This is a genomic window from Campylobacter concisus (genome assembly GCF_003048375.1).
Taxonomy (GTDB): Bacteria; Campylobacterota; Campylobacteria; order Campylobacterales; family Campylobacteraceae; genus Campylobacter_A; species Campylobacter_A concisus_T.
Map to the genome: position 1 here is coordinate 971101 of NZ_CP021642.1, position 19285 is coordinate 990385.

Consider the following 19285-nt stretch of genomic DNA (forward strand, 5'->3'; position numbering starts at 1 on the left):
GGGTTCAAGCCACGCTATAAGCACGCTAAATAGCAGAACAGATGACATCACTTCGGTTGTAAATTTGATAAAAGATATAGCTGAGCAGACAAATTTACTAGCTCTAAACGCAGCTATCGAAGCGGCTCGAGCAGGTGAGCATGGACGCGGTTTTGCAGTTGTCGCTGATGAGGTTAGAAAACTAGCTGAAAACACACAAAAAGCGACACACGAGATCGGCGTAAATATCCAAACACTTCAGCAAGAAGCCAAAGATATAGATGAAAACTCTAAAAAGATAGATGAAATTTCAAAGATCGCCACAGCAAATGTCGAAAATTTCAAACAAACTTTAGCTAGTTTCAACCAAAATGCAAAAGAGACAGCCCAAAGATCAAAATATGTAGAAGACAAGACCTTTGGCATCATCGCAAAGATAGCTATCATCGTCTATAAAGTAGGCGTCTATTCAGACACTGTAAATGAGCAAGGTTACGGCGACGATATAGCAAAAGACGCAGACGATCTTGTAGCGTGGTATGAAAATGAGTGCGCAAAGAGCTTTAGTCACACTAAAACTTACGAGAAATCACGCCATTTGGTAGATGAGTTTAACAAAAACATCAAAGCCATATTGACAGAAGCTGGCAAGGGCTATAACGAGAAAAATTTAAAACATTTTGTCACTGAGTTTAGAAAGCTTGAGGATCTTAGCAGAGAGATATTTAACTCATACAACGAAATGGTCGCTTCAAAATAACTTCAAATTTGCTAGACCCGCTTTGGGTCTAGCTCCTCTTAGATTGATTTAAATTTTATTTTCATAAATTTTTTCTACATTATCATTTAAAATTATGATAATTAATATTGTTTTTATGCTTGCTTTGTTAAATTTGCGTTTCGCTTTCATTATCAAAGATTAAATTTAACAAAAGGACATCCGTGAATAGATCAAAATTTATCGCCATTTGCCTTAGTGTTTGTGTGGCAAATTCTCTCTATGCAGTAGAGAAAGAGAACAACGAAACTAAGCTAGATGGCGTCGTAGTAAGTGCAAGTGGCTTCTCGCAGCAGATCAAAGAAGCCCCTGCAAGCATTAGTGTGATAAGCGGCGATGAGCTTACAAAAGATAGCTTTACCTCGCTTCACTCAATCGCGCAAAAAGTGCCAGGCGTAAATGTCGTTGGCGGCGAGGATGGTCCAGCTAGTGGTATCTCGATACGCGGTATGGAGAAGTCTCAAACGCTAGTTTTGATAGATGGTAAAAGAGCAAATTCAAGCAGTGCAAATCCAAAGGGCGGAGCAGGGGATATGAACTCAAATTTCATCCCGCCAGCTGAAGCGATCGAGCGTATAGAGGTCATCCGTGGCCCTATGAGCTCGCTTTATGGTAGCGACGCAGTTGGAGGCGTTATAAATATCATTACCAAAAAGGACTTTTCAAAATTTAGCGGCAACGTCGGCATCTCAACTACGATAAATGCGCATAAAGGCATAGGTGATGGCAGACAGGGCGACTTTTATCTAAATTTACCTCTTTATAAAGAGCTTTTTGCGCTTCAGCTTTGGGGCTATAAAAAGCTAAGAGACGAGGATAATTACAAAGGCGGCTACCAAAAGAGCGATAAGAGAAATTTAAGCGCAAAGCTTTGGATCACGCCAGATGAGCACAATAAATTTTTTATCCTTGGCTCAAGTGAAAAACACGACTACTCGCGCACCGTCGGCAAAACAGCCACTACAAAGACAAATAAGGTTTTAAACGCCTATGACTACGAGAAAAAGAGCTATGGCGTGGGCTACCTTGGCGAATTTGATAACCTAAATGCCGATATCAGCTACATTTATGACCAGACGCAAAGAACAAGTCTTTTTGACAGCCTCATACCTGCAAAAGCTAAAAATCACAACTTCAACTCTAAATTTACAACCTTTCTTGGCGCTCACTCACTAACTTTTGGCTATGACTTTAGCAAGCAAAATGTAGGCACGACCTTCATCGTCTCAAACGCTTCAAGAAACGGCTTAAAAGATCCAAAGACCTACTCGATGAGCGAGCATGCGGGATTTATCGAGGATGAGTGGCAAATTTTAGATGAGAAGCTATTTTTAACGCTTGGCTCAAGGCTCACGCACAATGAATTTTTTGGCAACCATCTCTCGCCAAGAGCCTACCTAGTCTATAACGCCACAGATACGCTAAGCTTAAAAGGCGGCGTAGCGACTGGCTACAAAACACCTGATGTCAATCAAATTTCTCCAGAAGTAGGCACTATCCAAGGTGGCTGGAGGATAGTTGATTTTGGTAATAAAGACCTAAAACCAGAAAAGAGCACGACTTATGAAGTTGGGGCATATTATGACAATCAGGCTGATTTTAGAGGCTCTGTGACGCTTTTTAGAAATGAATTTAAAGATAAGATCCTAGACACCGACGGCAGTAATGTAAATAAAATTCCAGCCTTTGGTCCTTGCCCGCCAAGCGCAAAAATCCCAAGTGTGGATTGCCCTGGCTGGGGAACCTACTTTAACATTGAGGGTGCGACCGTTTGGGGCGTGGAGCTAAGTGGCGACTATGACATCCTTTCAAATCTAAATTTAAGCTCAAACTACACCTATAATAAGTCAAAGATAAAAACTGGTAACCCAACGATAAACACGCCAAGAGGCCCTATGAAATTTAGCGAGACAAACCTAGCTAGACTTGATGGCAAAAGTCTAACAGCAACGCCAGAGCACACACTTCACGCCACGCTTACATATAAGCCTATAAAAAGCGTTAAGACATTTTTTGGCGCGAACTATGAGAGCAAGCTAACAAGCGTAAATTTCGGTGCTGGCAACAGAGTAAGAGAGAACACAAAAGACCTACTAACCTTCGATACAGGTGTCAGCTGGGACGCAAACAAGCACCTAACGCTTAGCCTAAATGCTTACAACATCTTTGATAAAGTAAGATACGATGAGGCGCTAGCAGACGACGGCAACTATTACTGGTATCCGCAAGAGGGCAGGAGATTTTGGTTTAAGGTCGCTGCAAAATGGTAAGAGCGTTTAAATTTTTACTTTTTACGCTTGGTGTGACGCAGACTTTGCACGCAGGACCTAGCCAAACGCCTGAGCCACTTAGCCAAAAAGCTGCTAGTAAATTTGAAATTTCAACCTTTAAAATGAGCGCAAATGATGAAATTTATAAAATTTTCACAGCCAAGCTAAAGGGGCAAAATGAGTTTAAAAATGTGCTTTTCTTGCTTGACGCAAACGCCCAGTTTAACATGCTCTTAAATGAATTTGATGGTAAGACTGCCCCGCTAATAATAGGCATAGGATATGACAGCGACAAAAGCTATGAGGTAGAAAAACGCACAAGAGATCTCACGCCAAAGGCGAAGGGCGAGGAGTTTAGCAAGGGTGGTGGCGCTGATGCGTTTTACCACTTTTTAACTAAAAATTTAGTGTCGCTAATTGATGAGAAATTTAACGTGCAAAATAGCCAAAAAAGCCTTTACGGACACTCTTTTGGCGGGCTTTTTACGCTCTATGCCTTGCTTAAAAATGATGGCGTATTTTCAAATTTCTTTATCGCTTCGCCATCTCTTTGGTGGGGCGAGTCTGAAATTTTAAAGCAAAATGTGAGTGAGGGTAAATTTAAAGAGAAAATAAGAGCTAAATTTGTCTTTCTTAGCGTTGGCGAGCTTGAAAAGAGAAAGGGCAAGACTGACAAAGCTGGCATTTTAAAGGCGAGCGATCTAGCCCAAATTTTAAAGCAAAGCGGCGTAAATTCTCACTTTGAGCTTTTTAAAAATGAAACCCATGGCAGCGTCATACCTCTAAATTTAAAAGAGCTTTTAAAATATCTGAAGGATTAAAAATTTAAGGCTATTTTTGTTAAAATCCGCCGCATGAGAGTAGATAAATTTTTAAACGTAGTAAATATCACCAAAAGGCGTGCCGTTAGCGAAGATATGTGTAAAAGCGGCGTTGTGAGCATCAACGGCGTGCAGGCAAAAGCGGCAAAAGATGTAAAGATAGGCGATGTTATCACTATCAAATTTCTAGCTCGCGAGGCGAGATACGAGGTGCTAGCGATCCCAACTACAAAAAGCATACCAAAAAGCGCTCAAAGCGAATATGTAAAAGAGCTTTGATGATTTTTGAGCTTTTAGAAAATGAGCTTGATCGGCTTGTGCGGGTGCTGCCAAAAAGTGGCGTGGTGCTACTAAGCGGCGATCTAGCAAGTGGCAAAACGACGCTTGTAAAGGCGATCATCAAGGCTCATGGCATAGAAGATAGCGTGACGTCGCCAACATTTTCTTTGATGCAAATTTATGGTAAAGATATCTACCACTACGACATTTACCAGATCGGATTTGACGGGATGGCAAAAAATGGCCTTTTTGAAAATTTATTTGAAGAGGGGCTTCATCTAGTAGAGTGGGGCGATGAAAATTTAGAAAAAGCTCTAAAGAAAAACGGCGAAAGCTATACATTAGTAAAAATTTCTCCTAGCAAAAATGGCAGAAAATACGAGGTTATAAGTGCATAAACTAGAAGTAAAAGATCTAAAAAAGACGATTAAGAAAAGTGAGATCATAAAAGGCATATCTTTAGAGGTAAATAGCGGCGAAGTCGTGGGGCTTCTTGGGCCAAATGGCGCTGGAAAGACGACCACTTTTTATATGATCTGTGGGCTCATCTCGCCAACTAGCGGAGATGTCTTTTTAAACGACGAAAAGATCACAAATGTCCCGCTTCACAAAAGAGCGCATCTTGGTATTGGCTATTTGCCGCAAGAGTCAAGCATATTTAAAGAGCTAAGCGTAGAGGAAAATTTACTCCTTGGGGCTGAAATTTTAAATCAAAGCAAAGAAGATATCTCCAAAAGAGTAAATGAGATGCTAAATATGCTAAATATCGAGCCTATCCGCCTAAGAAAGGGCGTTAGTCTAAGTGGTGGCGAGCGCAGACGCTGTGAGATCGCTAGAAGCCTCATTATAAAGCCAAAATTTTTGCTGCTTGATGAGCCATTTGCAGGCGTCGATCCTATCGCAGTTAGCGACATCCAAAGCATCGTTAGAGACCTTAAAAAGCTAGGCATAGGCGTTTTGATAACTGACCACAACGTCCGTGAGACACTAGCCATTTGCGACAGAGCCTACGTCATCAAAGATGGCTCGCTGCTAGCAAGCGGCAGTGCGAGCGAAGTGGCAAACAATAAGCTCGTTAGAACGCACTATCTTGGCGAAGAATTTAAGCTGCTTGAGTAGATGATGCTAAGGCAAAAGCAAACTTTAGCGCCAAAGATCAAACTAAACCAAACGCTAAGAAGCTGGCTTCCTATCCTTCAAAGCGGGCTTGACGAGCTAAAAGAGACGCTTGAGCCTTTTATAAAAGAAAATCCATTTGCCACGATTGAGCATAAAAATTTAGAAAAAAGCGAAAAAAAGCGAAATTTTTTTGAGCAGGTTAGCAAAAACTCGGTTAGCGAAAGTATCGAGGCTTTAAGCATCTATAAAGAAAGCCTCTATGAAAAGCTCGTTAGCCAGATAAATCCACCACTTTTCCCCACACAAAAGTCCCAAGATATCGCATATAAGATCATTGAGTGCTTAGATGATGAGGGCTATTTTTCTTATGATGATGAAATTTTTACGGATTTTAATGAGAATGAGGTGGAGCGGGTTAGAGCGAGATTTGCCTACCTTGAGCCCTGTGGCGTGGGCGCAAAGGATGTTAAAGAGAGCTTTTTGTTTCAGCTTGGCGAGGCAGAGGCGAGTGATGAGATCATCGAGTGCGCAAAAAAGATCATCTTAAATTTTGAAAATATAGAGAAGCTTAGAAAGCTTAAATTCTATGACGACGCGCTAAAGATCATAAAGAAATTTAAAAATCCCCCAGCTATTGAATATCTTGAAGATGAAAAAGAGGCGGTACCTGACATCTTCGTGCTAAGCACAAGTAGTGGCATAAGCGTGCAGATAAATGACGACTATTATCCTGAAATTTCTATCGACACCGAGGGACTAGACGAGAAAGAGGCCTTTGTAAGCTCGCGCATAAAAGAGGCTAGCGAGCTCATAGACGCCCTTGAGATGAGAAAGGCGACGCTTTATAAGATAGGGCTCATGATAGTTGAGTATCAGTATGATTACTTTTTGGGCGGCGACATAAAGCCTATGAAGCTAAAAGACCTAGCTGACGAGCTTGGACGCAACCCTTCAACCATCTCAAGAGCGATTGCGAACAAATATCTAAGCTCTTCAAGAGGCACGGTCGCACTTAAAAATTTCTTCGCAACTGGCTTTGACGAGGAAACTTCAAACGCCGCGATAAAGGAATTTTTGCTAGAGCTTATCAAAAATGAATATCACAAAAAGCCACTTTCTGATCTAAAAATCCAAGAGCTAATCCAAGCTAAATTTAACATCCAAATCGTTCGCCGAACCATTACCAAATACCGCAAAATCCTAAACATCGGCAGCTCAAGCCAGCGAAAAAAGATCTATCAGATAAACGGCTAGCTACCACTCATTTATGGCAAAAAGAGTGGCTTTTCGCATCTGCGTAAAAAGCTCACTGCTAAGCTCATCATACTCTTTGCCTCGTCTTTTATGCTGCGCCAATCCTGCTGCGTCGTCGTTCCAAGAGCCCATGCCACCAAAGACATCTGCCGCGCTTGCCGCAGTAAAAAGAGCTAAATTTAGCTTTGGCATAAGTGGCGCATTTAGGATATTTTGCTCTATATTTTCTGGCTCGTTTAGCGCTTTTAGCCCTTTTCTAAAGCAGTCGCCAAAGTTCTCACACTCTATCTCATCTGCAAATTTAGTGATCCTTATTAGGATATCTTTAAATTCCAAAGTGTTGTCACTAAATTTTTGAATTTTTGGCGTGCCATTTAGGCTAAATTCTTTATAGACTATATCCCAGCCCTTTTTATCTTCTTCAAAGCTCCAGTGCGGAACGAAGTAGCTCATCTTATCTTTATAAATGCAAAGGATTGACTTGTGGCTTGCATTTGAAAAGCCTTGCAGTGTGCGCTCCTTTGATGAAACCATCAAATTTGTAGCAAATTTCACGTCACTTAGCCCAAGCTTTAAGGCGTGCTTAAACCACTCATTTATGCTAGCTTGCTCTCTTTTTTCTGGCTCATCACCTAAGATAAAGTCAAAAACTAGGCTTTTTATATATTTTTCGCTTTTGTAGTTTAGCTCTAAATTTGACTTTAATGCTTGCTTTATAGAGGCTACGATAATGCAAGAGTTAAAAACTTCACCATTCATTTTTGCTCCTTTTTTGAGATATTTTATTAAAAGAAGTATAAATATCTTTTTAAGAATTGCAAGCGAAAACTTCAGCTTTTTATAGTAAAATAGCCAAAAATTTCAAAGAGGCAAAATGGATTTTAATGAGATTGATAAGCTGATAAACACGCTTAAGAAAAACTTGGAAGTTATCGAAAACAACGGCGTTGTCGAGCCTGAGACAAAGATCGATGCGCTTACTTTTAATAAAAATGTCGAAGAGATCAAAAAAAGACTTTATAGCACAACAGACGAGGGCAGTTTTTTTAAAAATGTCTTTAATACTGAAGATTACTACGAAAACATTAGCTCATACCTAGAGCAGACAAACAAAAGCCTATACTACAAGATAGAAAAGGCTGGCGTGAGCCTAAAGACTAATCAAAACCTGCAAGAGAGCCTAACAAACATCTCAAATATCATGCAAATTTTAGTTGCCGAGTATCAGATACAAAATAAAAAAAAGAAAAAGAGTATCTTCTCAAGAAGTGGCGACACAGCGATGATAAGAGGGCTACTTGCAGAGCTAATGGAGCTACAAAATAGGATGAATAAAATTTTACATCTCGACTCTCAAATCGTCTCAAACGTCGTTTTGGAAAATTTTAAAACTATCTACACATTTTTTTATAACTGCATAAGAGTGGCTAAACAAAGGGGCGATGAGCTACTTTTGGTTGAGATCGCTGGCATCACAGATAGGATCATCGAGATGATAAGACCAGTGCTTTCAGGCAAAAGCCTAAAGACAAATGAGCTTATCTATCACTATCTAATCTACGAGCTACGAGAGCTAAAAGCTTACGCTATAGGCGAGGATCTAGCTTAAAATTTTATCCATTATCTCTTTTGCCCCATTTGGTAAAAGGATATCTTTTAGAGCTTTGCTGCTTTTGCTTAGATCAAAGCTCTCGATCATTTTTATGACTTCGTCTTTGTCTAAATTTTCGCCATTTTGCAGGCAAATTTCAGCTATGCCTTTATCTTTTAGAAATTTAGCGTTATAAAACTGATGATTACCAGCGGCATAAGGAAACGGCACAAAGATAGATGGCAGGGCGTTTGCGCAAAGCTCCCAAAGCGAGCTAGCCCCAGCTCTTGATATGGCAAGATCAGCCTCGCTCATCTTCTTTTCTATCTCTTTGCTAAAGTCAAAAATTTCTAAATTTGCCTCGCTAAAGCCAAGCTCATCATATCTTTTTTTAAGCTCATCAAGGGCGTTTTTACCGCATTGATGAATGATCTTTATCCCTTTTTCTTTAAGATATGGGGCTAAATTTATAGCTAGCTCATTTATAGCTTTTGCGCCTTGTGAGCCACCTAAAAATAGTATCGTTTTTAGCTCGCTTCTAACTCTTTGGCTTTCAAAAAATTTATTTGCCACAGGGTAAGGGCAGGGCGAGAGCTCATCATAAGAGCTAAAAAAGCCCTTTGCGTATGGCTTTAAAATTTTATTTAGCTTGCCAGTTACGGCATTTTGCTCATGGATGAAAAGCGGCGTTTTTGAGATGATGGCCGCTATGGCTGCTGGCGCTGCTGAGTAGCCTCCCACGCTGATGACTGCTTTAACGCCATTTTCTTTAAAAATTTGCCTGCACTTTAGAGCTAGACTTACGATGTTTGTTAGTGATTTTAGCTTGGCAAGACCTCTTTTATTTACGACGCCACTGCTTGGTAAGAAGAATTTTTTTGCAAATTTATCATCATTTTCAAACCAAAATTTATCCTGACCGCTAGTTGAGCCGATGAAAATTGGCTTTATACCTCGTCTATTTAGCTCCTCACAAAAGCTTCTAGCGATCGCCAAATGTCCGCCAGTGCCGCCACCACAAATAACTATCATAGTTTTGCCTTTTTACTAACCATCAAGACCATGCCGATGCCGATGCATATAGCAAGCACGGAGCTGCCGCCATAGCTTAAAAATGGCACAGCTATACCTTTTATCGGCGTGATCGATGTGATGCCGTAGCTATTCATCAAAAATGAAAACGACAAGATAAGACCGATACCAAGTGAGAATAGGTGATAGACCTTGTTTTCGCTCCTAGCTGAAATTCTAAATATCCTATAAAGTAGCGTGATAAAGATCGCTGTTATGCACAAAATGCCAAAAACGCCGACCTCTTCAGCTATGCCAGCTAGCACAAAGTCTGTATGCACCTCGCTTAAAAAGCCAAGCTTAAATATCCCAGCTCCAAGCCCCTCGCCAAAAAACTCGCCGTGTTTAATTGCATTTAGTGAGTGAGAAATTTGATATGGCTCTGGTGCGTCTGCCACTCTAAGCACGTTTGCCACGCTATCTGGCAAGAAAGAGAGAACCATGTTTTGTATCGTGCCCCACCATGACTTTATACGTAAAATTCTGTGCTCAGAGCTAACGATCGCCACCGTCATGACAAAGGCAGCGCCTAATATACCGATACCAAAGAGCCTAACACTAGCCCCTGCAAAAAGCGCCATCGTCACAAAGGTAAGTGCCAAAACTACAACCTGACCAAGGTCGTTTTGCATAACGGCGATAAGAAAGATAGCGATACCAAAAAGGATGATATAAGGCAAAAGTATCTTTAGCTCAGCCATCAAAGTCCTCTTACCGTCGCTAAATTTTCTAGTAAAACTCCACGCCAAAAAATAGACAAAACCGACTTTGAAAAACTCAACTGGCGCAAGTGAAAAGCCAGGCAACCTGATCCAGCGTCTAGCACCTCCAGAGTCAGTCACCATCGAAGCTGGCAAGGCATGCATGAGTCCCATAGCGATACCACAAGAGATAAGCAGACCAAAGCCTATCCAAACGAGCGCTTTGTCGGGATTTAGCCTGGAGAGCCACCACATGAGAAAAATTCCTATGCAGCCGACTGCAAACTGGCGGATAAAAAAGTGAAATTCGTCGTAGTTAAAAAATAAAACTGTAAAAACTGGCAAAGATAGTGAGAAAATGATACTTATGGCGATCAAAGTCGCGCAAAGATAGAAAATAACCTTATCAACTGCCAAATTTAACTCCAACTTTAAAATGAGCCAAAGTATAATAAAAAACGGCTTACAAAGATATTATTTGCTATAATTGCAGGCTTTAAGGATGGGCATGAAGATAGGTATATTTGACTCTGGGCTTGGCGGACTTAGCGTCTTAAACGAAGCTTTAAGCAAGCTTAGCGAGCATGAATTTTTATATTACGCAGATGTGAAAAATGTCCCATACGGACAAAAGAGCAGGGATGAAATTTTAAAATTTAGCTTTGATGCGGTGAAATTTCTTGTTAGAAATGGCGCAGAAGCTGTTGTGGTAGCGTGTAACACTGCAACAAGCGTGGCGATAAAAGAGCTTAGAGCAAATTTAAGCGTGCCGATCATCGGCATGGAGCCAGCTGTAAAAAAGGCTCACGATCTAAGCTGCAATGACGCCCTAAAAACGCTTGTAATTGCCACTCCAGTCACCGTAAATGGCGCAAAGCTAAAAGAGCTAATCACAAATTTAAACGCAAAAGATAAAACCGAACTACTTGCTCTGCCTCGCCTTGTAAATTTCGCTGAAAAGGCTGAATTTGAGAGCGAAAACGTTAAGTCGTATCTAAAAGATGAGCTAGGTAAATTTGATCTAAGTAAATTTGACTTTTTGGTGCTTGGCTGCACGCATTTTAATTATTTTAAAGATAGCTTAAGAGAAATTTTGCCTCCAAATGTAAGCATAATAGACGGCAACGAAGGGACGATAAAGCGCCTTATAAGCGAGCTTGGACTTGCGATTTCAAATGCAAATTTAACTCCAAATGTGAAATTTTTTTACTCAGGTGAGAAGGTTTGCGAGCAAGGCGAGCTAGAGAAAATTTCAAGAAATTTAGCTAGATTAGAAAAAATGAGAGCGATTAGCTAGGCTAAATTTAGCTAGAAATTTAAGCTAAATTTGCAAAATACACTAAATTTTATGTATTTTTATATGTATTATCTCTTTCTTTGCTTTAATATATAGATAGCACTTATTATCGCAACCACCGCCAAAAGAGCGATCGTGATCGTTAGAAGTGTCTGTTTGTCAGGATTTGAGCCTAGAAAGTAGCCAACTCCAAGCAAAACCGCGCACCAAATCCCAGCACCAAGTGTGGTAAATAGGCAAAATCTAAAAATATTCATCTTAGCAAGCCCAGCAGGCAGGCTGATATACTGACGAATTCCTGGGATGAGGCGTGAGTTAAATGTTGAAATTTCGCCGTGTTTATTAAAAAATGCCTCAAATTTATCCATCTTTTCGTGAGTGATACCAACAAATTTGCCGTATTTTAAGACGATCTCGCGTCCAAAAAAGTAGCAAAGATAGTAGTTAAAAATGGCCCCAAGCAAGCTGCCAAGAGTGCCTGAGATAAAAGCAAGCGCTAGGCTCATCTCGCCTTTGTGAGCTAGATATCCAGCTGGTATCATCGCCACTTCGCTTGGAAATGGAAAAAACGAGCTCTCCAAAAACATCATCACAAATATGCCAGCATAGCCCCAGCTGCTCACGCTTGAGACTATAAAATCAATAATGTCATGTAGCATTTTTACTCCAAAATTTATCTTAAAATGAGGCATTGTAGCAAAGTGCCGCTTAAGTATTTGAGTATATATAATATAATTTTAAAACATCAAATTTTAAGGATAAAAATGGCATTTGAAAATGCGATTATCACAAAAGAGGATGATGAAAGGTATGGCCTTACTAACATTTTTCTTAAATATAATCCATCCGATAAGAGTTTGCCTGATCAATAGTATTGGATTATAGACAATGAGCGCGACTGCTGGCTTATGGAGAGTGGCTTTTTCATGATCCAAAGATGGATCATGGGTACCTTTCAAAAAGCCTATGGATACTTTACTATAAAGGTAAAATGTTTGAAATCATACTAGAAAATGAGCTATATAATAAAACAATAGAACATGTATCTTATGACAAAGCATGGCTTTTATTAGACATAAAGCCAATTACTTATAGCGCATTGGCCATTGAGGAAATTTTTGCGCTATTAAAAGAAATTCTTATTGTTTATGGGCTGGGTGGTGCATGGAGAGAGGCTTATTCGCCAAAGTACAAAGTGATACTATTAGATAAATTAGAAAGATTATTTTGATAAAATACAAAGATGTAGCTCTCTTTGAAGTGTATAATAGCCAAATATAAGTAAAAAATAGAGAGGATTGTTTGGTTGTGAAAACTATTTTATTTTGGCTATTTACAGAGATACAAAGCAAAGAACTTGGATTTGTTGCTATTAGGTGTAGCGCGGTTTTAAAAAACTTAATAAATTTTAGTAAGCTTAAATTTCTAATCGCTTTACTTTGTTTATTTTGTTGTCTTAACATTAGTATCACAAACAAATTTGATTATTTTGTATATAACTTGGCCTATTTGATCATTGAGATATCATTACCATTGTTTATTCTTTATATTTTCATAGATAAAAACAGCATTCTAAAAGATATCAATATCTTAAAAATAGACTTAACACCACATCTTATGATAATTCTTTCAGGCTGCTTTTTGATATTTATATACATATATGCAAAAGAATATTTTTTATATTTTTTATTGATAACGCCAATATTATTTTTTGCTTTTGCTATTAGAAGCATAAATTTTATTTTATTTCATATACCAATTTGTGCCAAATTTTTCTCTGATTTCATTGAAATGTTTGTTTATAGAGGCTTTAAATTTGATGTTCTTATATATCCATTTTTATTGATTTTAATGATATTTTTGTATGACAAAGCAAATAAAAATTTAACTCAAAAAAGATAGATAGGGCGAAAGCTCGCCCCGTTTTAAAATGCAGGTATGACCTCGCCTTTGTAGCGAGTGATGATGAAATTTTTAGTATCAGGGCTAAGAACCGCATCGACTAAAGCTTTGATCTTAGGATTGTTCTCGTTGCCAGCTCTTGTGACGATGATGTTGGCGTAAGGGCTGTTGGCATCTTCAAGTAAAAGTGCGTCTTTTGCCACGCTCATGCCAAGGTCAAGGACGAAATTTGTGCTAATAGCAGCGATATCGACATCATCAAGCGTCCTTGGTATCTGAGCGCCTTCTAGCTCGACAAATTGTAAATTCTTAGGATTTTTAGTTATGTCATTTACAGTTGCAACTTTTACGTTTTTATCGATCTCTATAAGACCAGCTTTTTCTAAAATTCTAAGTGCTCTGTTGCCATTTGACGGATCATAAGCGATCGCCACTTTTGAGCCATCTTTTAGATCTTTTATGTTTTTTATCTTTTTAGAGTAAAAGCCAAGTGGCTCTACATGGACGTTTGCAACGCTTACAAGATGCAAGCCTCTAGCCTTGTTTTGCTCCTCAAGATATGGCAAATGCTGAAAGAAATTTGCGTCTAAGCTGCCATCTTCTGTGGCGACATTTGGTATCGAATAGTCTGAAATTTCAGATATAACAAGGTCGTAGCCCTTATCTTTTAGCTTTGGTTTTACAAATTCTAAAATTTCAGCGTGTGGCACTGGTGAGACGCCAACAGTGATAGTATGGTCCTTGTCGGCTGCGTGAAGGCTTAGAGCAACTATAGATGCGGTTAAAAGTTTGATAAATTTCATTGTTTTTCCTTTTTTTGATTTGATTTGAAGCGACGCTAAAAAGGTAAAAGCTTTTACGTCACTTTTTATAAATTTAATTAAAACGCTGGGATGATAGCGCCGTTATATTTTGTCTCGATAAATTTCTTAACTTCTGGTGAGTTGATCGCTTTATCAAGTGCTTTAGTTTTAGGGCTGTTCTCGTTGCCAGCTTTTACAACTACGTAATTTACGTATGGGCTATCTTTGCTCTCGATCACAAGTGCGTCTTTTGTTGGATTGAGATTTGCATTTAGCGCGTAGTTTGTATTGATAACTGCGATAGTAACGTCATCAAGCGTTCTTGGCACTTGAGCAGTCTCGATCTCTTCAAATTTAAGCTTCTTAGGGTTATCAACTATATCAAGCGGGGTTTTTAGTGGATTGTTGTTTAGCTTGATAAGTCCGGTACTTGCTATGATGTCAAGTGCGCGGCTCTCGTTTGTTGGGTCGTTTGGGATAGAGACAACTGCGCCATCTTTTAGCTCTTTGATATCTTTGATCTTTTTAGAATAAACGCCCATTGGCTCGAGGTGCACGCCAACTGTTTTTACAAGGTGAGTGCCTTTGTTTTTGTTAAATTCTTCAAGATATGGGATGTGTTGAAAGAAGTTTGCATCAAGGTCGCCGTCCTCTGTCGCAAGGTTTGGCGTGGTGTAATCGTTAAATTCTTTGATCTCAAGTGTGTAGCCATCTTTTGCCAAAATAGGCTTTACAACCTCTAAAATTTCAGCATGTGGGATAGGTGTAGCACCGACGATTATTGTTTTTGATTTGTCAGCAGCATTTGCGCTAACGCTAAGGCCTAGGGCAACTAAAGAGGTAAGAAGTAGTTTTTTCATTTATTATCCTTTTTTAAAATTTGCCAAGCACCAAAAAAGGATAAATTTAAGCTAAAAGGTTAAATTTCTTTTTAAGCACTTAAGCTTTTTCTAAGCACTTAAAAAGAAATTCTGTGCTTAGAGATTAGTCTTTCGACGACGCATTTTTTAGTAGGCGGCACATCTGGCACATATCTGATTTCATCTTTTGTCCTTTCAGCTAAAATTAATTTTGCAATTTTAAGGAAAAAAGCTTAAAATCAGATAAAAAATGTGGCCTTATTTTTTTGAAATTTTATAGAGATAGTTGCCTAAAACTTGAAAAATTTGAACCATAATGATAAGAATAACCACGGTGTAGAGCATGATATCTGGGCGAAATCTCTGATATCCGTAGTTTATAGCGACTGATCCTAGTCCGCCACCGCCAACTGCACCAGCCATCGCTGAAAAGCCGATATTTACGATAAGCGTTAGCGTAAATGCCGAGATGATGCCAGGAAGAGCCTCTACAAACATCACGCGAAAGATGATCTGAAATTTCGAGCTTCCAAAGCTTTGAGCAGCTTCGATGATGCCCTTATCAACCTCTTTTAGAGCATTTTCAATGAGCCTTGCCACAAACGGAGCCGCGCCAATAGTTAGTGGAACGATCGCAGCTGTGGTGCCGATGCTTGTGCCTACGATCATTTTTGTAACTGGAAAGAGCACGATGATGAGAATGATAAATGGAAAGCTTCTAAGCACGTTTATAACGATATCTAGTACAAAATAAAGCTGTTTGTTTGGCTTTAGTCCGTCTTTGTCTGAAAGGATGAGTAAAACCGCAGGTATGAGGCCTATGGCAAAGGCGAGCAAGGTAGAGACTATGCTCATATATAGCGTCTCGCCGATAGCTGGCAAAAGTATCCTAGAAAAAACATCTGGAAATTTAGAAAAATCAATACCAAACATCAAGCAACCTCCCACAAAACGCCACTTTGCTTGATATAGTTAAGCACGTTTTCTTTATCTTTTTCGTCTATGTTTATGACAAGCGAGCCGAGGACGTTGTCGTTTAACTTCTCAAGCTTGCCCCAGACTATGTTAAAGTCGATATTTAGGCTTCTTGCCATGTGCGTGATCACGCTGTTTTGAGCCACTTCTTTTGGGAAAAATAGCCTGATATTTGTGCCAGTGCTTGGCAAAATTTCAACTTCACCCAGAAACTCTTTCATCTTCTCATCTGGCTTTAAAAATAGCTCTTCGATGCTTCCAGAGCCTATGATCTTGCCGCCTTCTAGCAGTATCGCGCGTTTTGCGATTGATTTTACAACCTCCATCTCATGCGTGACGATAACGACGCTGATGTCTAGCTCTTTGTTTATCTTTTCAAGCAGCTCTAAAATTTGATTTGTCGTGTTTGGATCAAGAGCTGAAGTCGCCTCGTCGCTTAGTAAAATTTTAGGATTTAAAGCAAGCGCTCTAGCGATCGCGACACGCTGTTTTTGACCGCCACTTAGCTCGCTTGGATAGCTTTTTGCCTTGCTTTCAAGGCCGACTAAATTTAAAAGCTCTCTCACTCTTTTCTCGGTTTCATCGCTTTTGTAACCCCAAAATTTAAGCGGAGTAGCGACGTTTTCAAAGACATTTTTTCTAGCCATCAAGGCAAAATGCTGAAATATCATCCCAACATCTCGCCTTAAATGTCTCTGTTGCGTCTCGTCTAAATTTTTTATCTCTTGATTAAAGACTTTTAGGCTGCCACCTTGATAGCTTTCAAGTCCGTTTATGCACCTTAAAAGCGTTGATTTACCAGCACCGCTGTGTCCCACGATAGCAAAAATTTCACCCTTTTTAACCTCTAAATTTACATCAAAAAGGATCTGCGTATCACCGTAAAATTTGGTTAAATTTTCTATTTTTATCACTATTTTTCTCCAAGAGCTTCTAACTCTTCGCATACTTTTTTAAATTTAGCCTCAGCGCTCTCTAATGCCTCTTTGTTCGTCTCTATGACCTCTTTTGGTGCGTTTGCCACGAAATTTTGGTTATTTAGCATGCCTGAGAGTTTGGCTATCTCTTTTTCAAGCTTTGTCTTTTGAGAGCTTAGCCTTGTGATGATACCGCTCATATCAAGCCCTTCAAGCGGGATAAATGCCTCTAAATTTTCGCTCACATCTCTTATTGAATTTTCGATTTTTTCATCTACAAAGCCGATCTCTTCGCATTTTGCAAGCAGTTTAATATACTCTTTAACCTCGTCAAGATCTATTTTTTCGTTAAATTTAACAAAGGCTTTTGCTATCTTTGAGTTGCCAAGATCGATAGTCGCTTTTGCACGGCGAATAGCCACGATCGCTTCGATAACTAGCTCAAATTTCTTCTCAACCTCTAAATTTCGCTCTTTTATCTCTGGATAGCTCATAACCATTATTGATTTTGCATTTTCAAGCTGTGTGCCACTAAGCTCTTGAAATAGATACTCTGAGAGAAACGGCATGAAAGGATTTAGCAGTTTCATCGCCTCTTTAAATATACTTCCAAGCTCTTTTACGCTCGCTTTGTCAGCCTTGCTAAGCTCGATGCCCCAGTCACAAAACTCATCCCAAAGGAATTTGTAAAGTGTGTTTGCAGCGTCATTGAAGCGGTAGGCGTCGATGTTTTCGCGCACCTCTCTCACGCACTCGTTAAAGCGGCTATTCATATAAATTCCAAGCTTTGTTTGAAGCTTGATATCCTCTAAATTTGCAAATTTGCTCTCATTTAGCATGAGGTATTTGCTCGCGTTATAAAGCTTGTTGGTGAAATTTCTTACCTGTTTCATCTTAGCGTCGCTTAGCTTGATATCGCGTCCTTGAACGGCTAGAAGCGTTAGTGTAAAGCGCAAGATATCGGCGCTATACTCATTTATGCTATCAAGTGGGTCGATGACATTGCCAAGGCTTTTGCTCATCTTTCTGCCAAACTCATCTTTTACAAGCGCGTGCAGGTAGATGTCGTCAAATGGCAGCTTGCCAAGGGCGTTTTCACCCTGAAACATCATCCTAGCAACCCAGAAAAATAATATATCAAAGCCAGTTATAAGAAGGTTATTTGGATAAAACTCAGCCAAGTCGCCTTCAAACCATTTTTCATTTTTTAGTTCATTTTCATTACCCCAGCCAAGTGTGCTAAATGGCCAAAGACCAGAGCTAAACCACGTATCTAGCACGTCTGGGTCTTGGTGGATGTTTTTACTTTTGCACTTTTTGCACTCGCATGGCTCGTCCTCGTCAGCCCACATATGACCGCAATCATCGCAGTAAAATACTGGAATTTGATGTCCCCACCAAAGCTGGCGTGAGATACACCAGTCTCTTAGCTCTCTCATCCACGCGTTAAAGCTGTTTATCCAGTGCGGCGGGTAAAATTTAGCAAGACCCTCTGAGACCTTTTGTATCGCTTCGTCCGCGATCTCTTTTTTGACAAACCACTGCTTTGAGATGTATGGCTCGACGACGTTTTTGCAGCGGTAGCAGTAACCTACTTGATTTTCGTAATCTTCTATCTTTTCAACATTGCCAAGTTTTTCAAGCTCGGCCACGACGATATCTCTAGCCTCAAGCCTCTCAAGTCCTGCAAATTTATCGCACTTGTCGTTTAAGATGCCTTTTTCGTCAAACACGGTAATAAATTCAAGGTTGTGTTTTTTGCCGACCTCGTAGTCGTTTTGATCGTGCGCAGGTGTGACCTTAACAAGGCCTGTTCCAAACTCCATATCAACGTGCTCGTCTGCAATGATCTCGATCTCTCTATTTATGATAGGTAGTACCACTTTTTTGCCGATTAAATTTTTATAGCGCTCGTCGTTTGGATTTACCATTACGGCCGTATCGCCGAAATATGTTTCAGGACGAGTAGTCGCAACAACAACAAATTCGCTTGGCTTGTCTGCAAAGTAGTATCTCAAATGATAAAGCTTGCCTTTGTTTTCTTTGTGCTCGACCTCTATGTCAGAGAGTGCGCCATCATGCGTACACCAGTTTATCATGTAATTTTTCTGGACTATTAGCCCTTTGTCGTATAAATTTACAAAGGCTTTTTTCACAGCTTTTCTTAAGCCCTCATCCATAGTAAATCTCTGGCGTGACCAAGCCGGAGTGATGCCAAGTTTTCGCATCTGATGGACGATCATGCCGCCGCTTTTTTCTTTCCACTCCCACACTTTTTCTACAAATTTCTCACGTCCAAGCTCTTCTTTTTTGATACCTTGTGCTAGAAGCTGCTTTTCAACGACGTTTTGAGTAGCGATGCCAGCGTGGTCAAGTCCTGGCTGCCAAAGTGTCTTGTAGCCGTCCATCCTCTTGTAGCGAGTCATGATATCTTGAAGTGTGAAGGTTAGGGCGTGTCCGATGTGAAGCGAGCCAGTCACGTTTGGAGGTGGCATCATAATGCAAAATTTACGTCCATCTTTTTGGATATCTTTGTTTGCGTCTATCTCGAAGTATCCGCGTTCTTCCCAAATTTTATAAAATTTATCTTCTATCTCTTTTGCATTGTAAAATTCTGCCACTTTTGTCTCCTCAGTTTCGTTTAAAAAATGCTTAATGTTATCTAAAA

General features: G+C 39.8%; 19 protein-coding genes and 1 pseudogene. 11 read left to right on the forward strand and 9 right to left on the reverse strand.

Annotation, left to right across the window (positions count from 1 at the left end; genetic code table 11):
* Positions 1-19 precede the first annotated feature (19 nt).
* The 7 genes and pseudogenes from CCS77_RS10850 to CCS77_RS04890 form a co-directional block, all read left to right on the forward strand.
* Positions 20-739, forward strand: a pseudogene (locus tag CCS77_RS10850) (methyl-accepting chemotaxis protein); the annotation flags it as partial.
* Positions 740-921: 182 nt separating this feature from the next.
* Positions 922-3027, forward strand: coding sequence for a TonB-dependent receptor domain-containing protein (locus CCS77_RS04865; protein ID WP_107916729.1), 2106 nt, complete (start codon positions 922-924; stop codon positions 3025-3027).
* Positions 3021-3848 carry an alpha/beta hydrolase gene (locus CCS77_RS04870; protein ID WP_107916730.1) on the forward strand — a complete coding sequence of 276 codons (828 nt, stop codon included), beginning with the start codon at positions 3021-3023 and terminating at the stop codon, positions 3846-3848. The genes CCS77_RS04865 and CCS77_RS04870 overlap by 7 nt, the downstream gene beginning before the upstream one ends.
* 33 nt (positions 3849-3881) lie before the next feature.
* On the forward strand, positions 3882-4127 hold the full coding sequence (locus tag CCS77_RS04875) for an RNA-binding S4 domain-containing protein (protein WP_002940508.1): 246 nt from the start codon (positions 3882-3884) through the stop codon (positions 4125-4127).
* Positions 4127-4525, forward strand: coding sequence for a tRNA (adenosine(37)-N6)-threonylcarbamoyltransferase complex ATPase subunit type 1 TsaE (gene tsaE / locus CCS77_RS04880; RefSeq protein ID WP_107916731.1), 399 nt, complete (start codon positions 4127-4129; stop codon positions 4523-4525). The genes CCS77_RS04875 and tsaE overlap by 1 nt, the downstream gene beginning before the upstream one ends.
* Positions 4518-5246, forward strand: a complete 729-nt coding sequence (lptB, locus tag CCS77_RS04885) for an LPS export ABC transporter ATP-binding protein (RefSeq protein ID WP_002940487.1) — start codon at positions 4518-4520, stop codon at positions 5244-5246. Before tsaE ends, lptB begins: the two co-directional genes overlap by 8 nt.
* Positions 5247-5249: 3 nt before the next feature.
* Positions 5250-6500, forward strand: a complete 1251-nt coding sequence (locus CCS77_RS04890; protein WP_035142336.1) for an RNA polymerase factor sigma-54 — start codon at positions 5250-5252, stop codon at positions 6498-6500.
* Here CCS77_RS04890 and CCS77_RS04895 read toward each other — a convergent pair whose 3' ends face one another.
* Positions 6501-7259, reverse strand: coding sequence for a hypothetical protein (locus tag CCS77_RS04895; protein WP_107916732.1), 759 nt, complete (start codon positions 7257-7259; stop codon positions 6501-6503).
* A 115-nt stretch (positions 7260-7374) separates the two neighbouring features.
* On the opposite strand from CCS77_RS04895, the gene CCS77_RS04900 reads away from it, so the two are divergent.
* A complete protein-coding gene (locus tag CCS77_RS04900) occupies positions 7375-8109 on the forward strand; it encodes an imidazole glycerol phosphate synthase (RefSeq protein ID WP_103614670.1) in 735 nt (244 codons plus the stop codon).
* Here CCS77_RS04900 and murG read toward each other — a convergent pair.
* Together murG and CCS77_RS04910 are read right to left on the reverse strand one after the other, a co-directional pair.
* Positions 8101-9123: an undecaprenyldiphospho-muramoylpentapeptide beta-N-acetylglucosaminyltransferase gene (gene murG / locus CCS77_RS04905; RefSeq protein ID WP_107916733.1), complete on the reverse strand. Its 1023-nt coding sequence runs from the start codon at positions 9121-9123 to the stop codon at positions 8101-8103. The genes CCS77_RS04900 and murG overlap by 9 nt on opposite strands.
* Entirely contained in the window at positions 9120-10280 is a 1161-nt protein-coding gene (locus tag CCS77_RS04910; RefSeq protein WP_009293817.1) for an FtsW/RodA/SpoVE family cell cycle protein, read from the reverse strand. The genes murG and CCS77_RS04910 overlap by 4 nt, the downstream gene beginning before the upstream one ends.
* Before the next feature lie 91 nt (positions 10281-10371).
* Between CCS77_RS04910 and murI the strand changes: the two genes are divergently transcribed.
* Positions 10372-11160, forward strand: coding sequence for a glutamate racemase (gene murI / locus CCS77_RS04915; protein WP_107916734.1), 789 nt, complete (start codon positions 10372-10374; stop codon positions 11158-11160).
* Positions 11161-11228: 68 nt separating this feature from the next.
* Here murI and CCS77_RS04920 read toward each other — a convergent pair whose 3' ends face one another.
* Complete coding sequence (locus CCS77_RS04920; RefSeq protein WP_107916735.1) at positions 11229-11819, reverse strand: DedA family protein; 591 nt, start codon at positions 11817-11819, stop codon at positions 11229-11231.
* A gap of 332 nt (positions 11820-12151) precedes the next feature.
* On the opposite strand from CCS77_RS04920, the gene CCS77_RS04925 reads away from it, so the two are divergent.
* Positions 12152-12391, forward strand: coding sequence for a hypothetical protein (locus tag CCS77_RS04925; RefSeq protein ID WP_152025742.1), 240 nt, complete (start codon positions 12152-12154; stop codon positions 12389-12391).
* A 77-nt stretch (positions 12392-12468) separates the two neighbouring features.
* Positions 12469-13062, forward strand: coding sequence for a hypothetical protein (locus CCS77_RS04930; RefSeq protein WP_152025743.1), 594 nt, complete (start codon positions 12469-12471; stop codon positions 13060-13062).
* A 23-nt stretch (positions 13063-13085) separates the two neighbouring features.
* Here CCS77_RS04930 and CCS77_RS04935 read toward each other — a convergent pair whose 3' ends face one another.
* The 5 genes from CCS77_RS04935 to CCS77_RS04955 all read right to left on the reverse strand — a co-directional run bounded on the left by CCS77_RS04935 (position 13086) and on the right by CCS77_RS04955 (position 19238).
* Complete coding sequence (locus CCS77_RS04935) at positions 13086-13865, reverse strand: MetQ/NlpA family ABC transporter substrate-binding protein (RefSeq protein ID WP_107916738.1); 780 nt, start codon at positions 13863-13865, stop codon at positions 13086-13088.
* Between the two features lie 77 nt (positions 13866-13942).
* Positions 13943-14725 carry a MetQ/NlpA family ABC transporter substrate-binding protein gene (locus tag CCS77_RS04940; protein ID WP_021084583.1) on the reverse strand — a complete coding sequence of 261 codons (783 nt, stop codon included), beginning with the start codon at positions 14723-14725 and terminating at the stop codon, positions 13943-13945.
* 258 nt (positions 14726-14983) lie between these two features.
* Complete coding sequence (locus CCS77_RS04945; RefSeq protein WP_021086223.1) at positions 14984-15658, reverse strand: methionine ABC transporter permease; 675 nt, start codon at positions 15656-15658, stop codon at positions 14984-14986.
* A complete protein-coding gene (locus CCS77_RS04950) occupies positions 15658-16614 on the reverse strand; it encodes a methionine ABC transporter ATP-binding protein (protein WP_107916739.1) in 957 nt (318 codons plus the stop codon). The genes CCS77_RS04945 and CCS77_RS04950 overlap by 1 nt, the downstream gene beginning before the upstream one ends.
* Positions 16614-19238: a valine--tRNA ligase gene (locus tag CCS77_RS04955; RefSeq protein ID WP_107916740.1), complete on the reverse strand. Its 2625-nt coding sequence runs from the start codon at positions 19236-19238 to the stop codon at positions 16614-16616. The genes CCS77_RS04950 and CCS77_RS04955 overlap by 1 nt, the downstream gene beginning before the upstream one ends.
* Positions 19239-19285 lie beyond the last annotated feature (47 nt).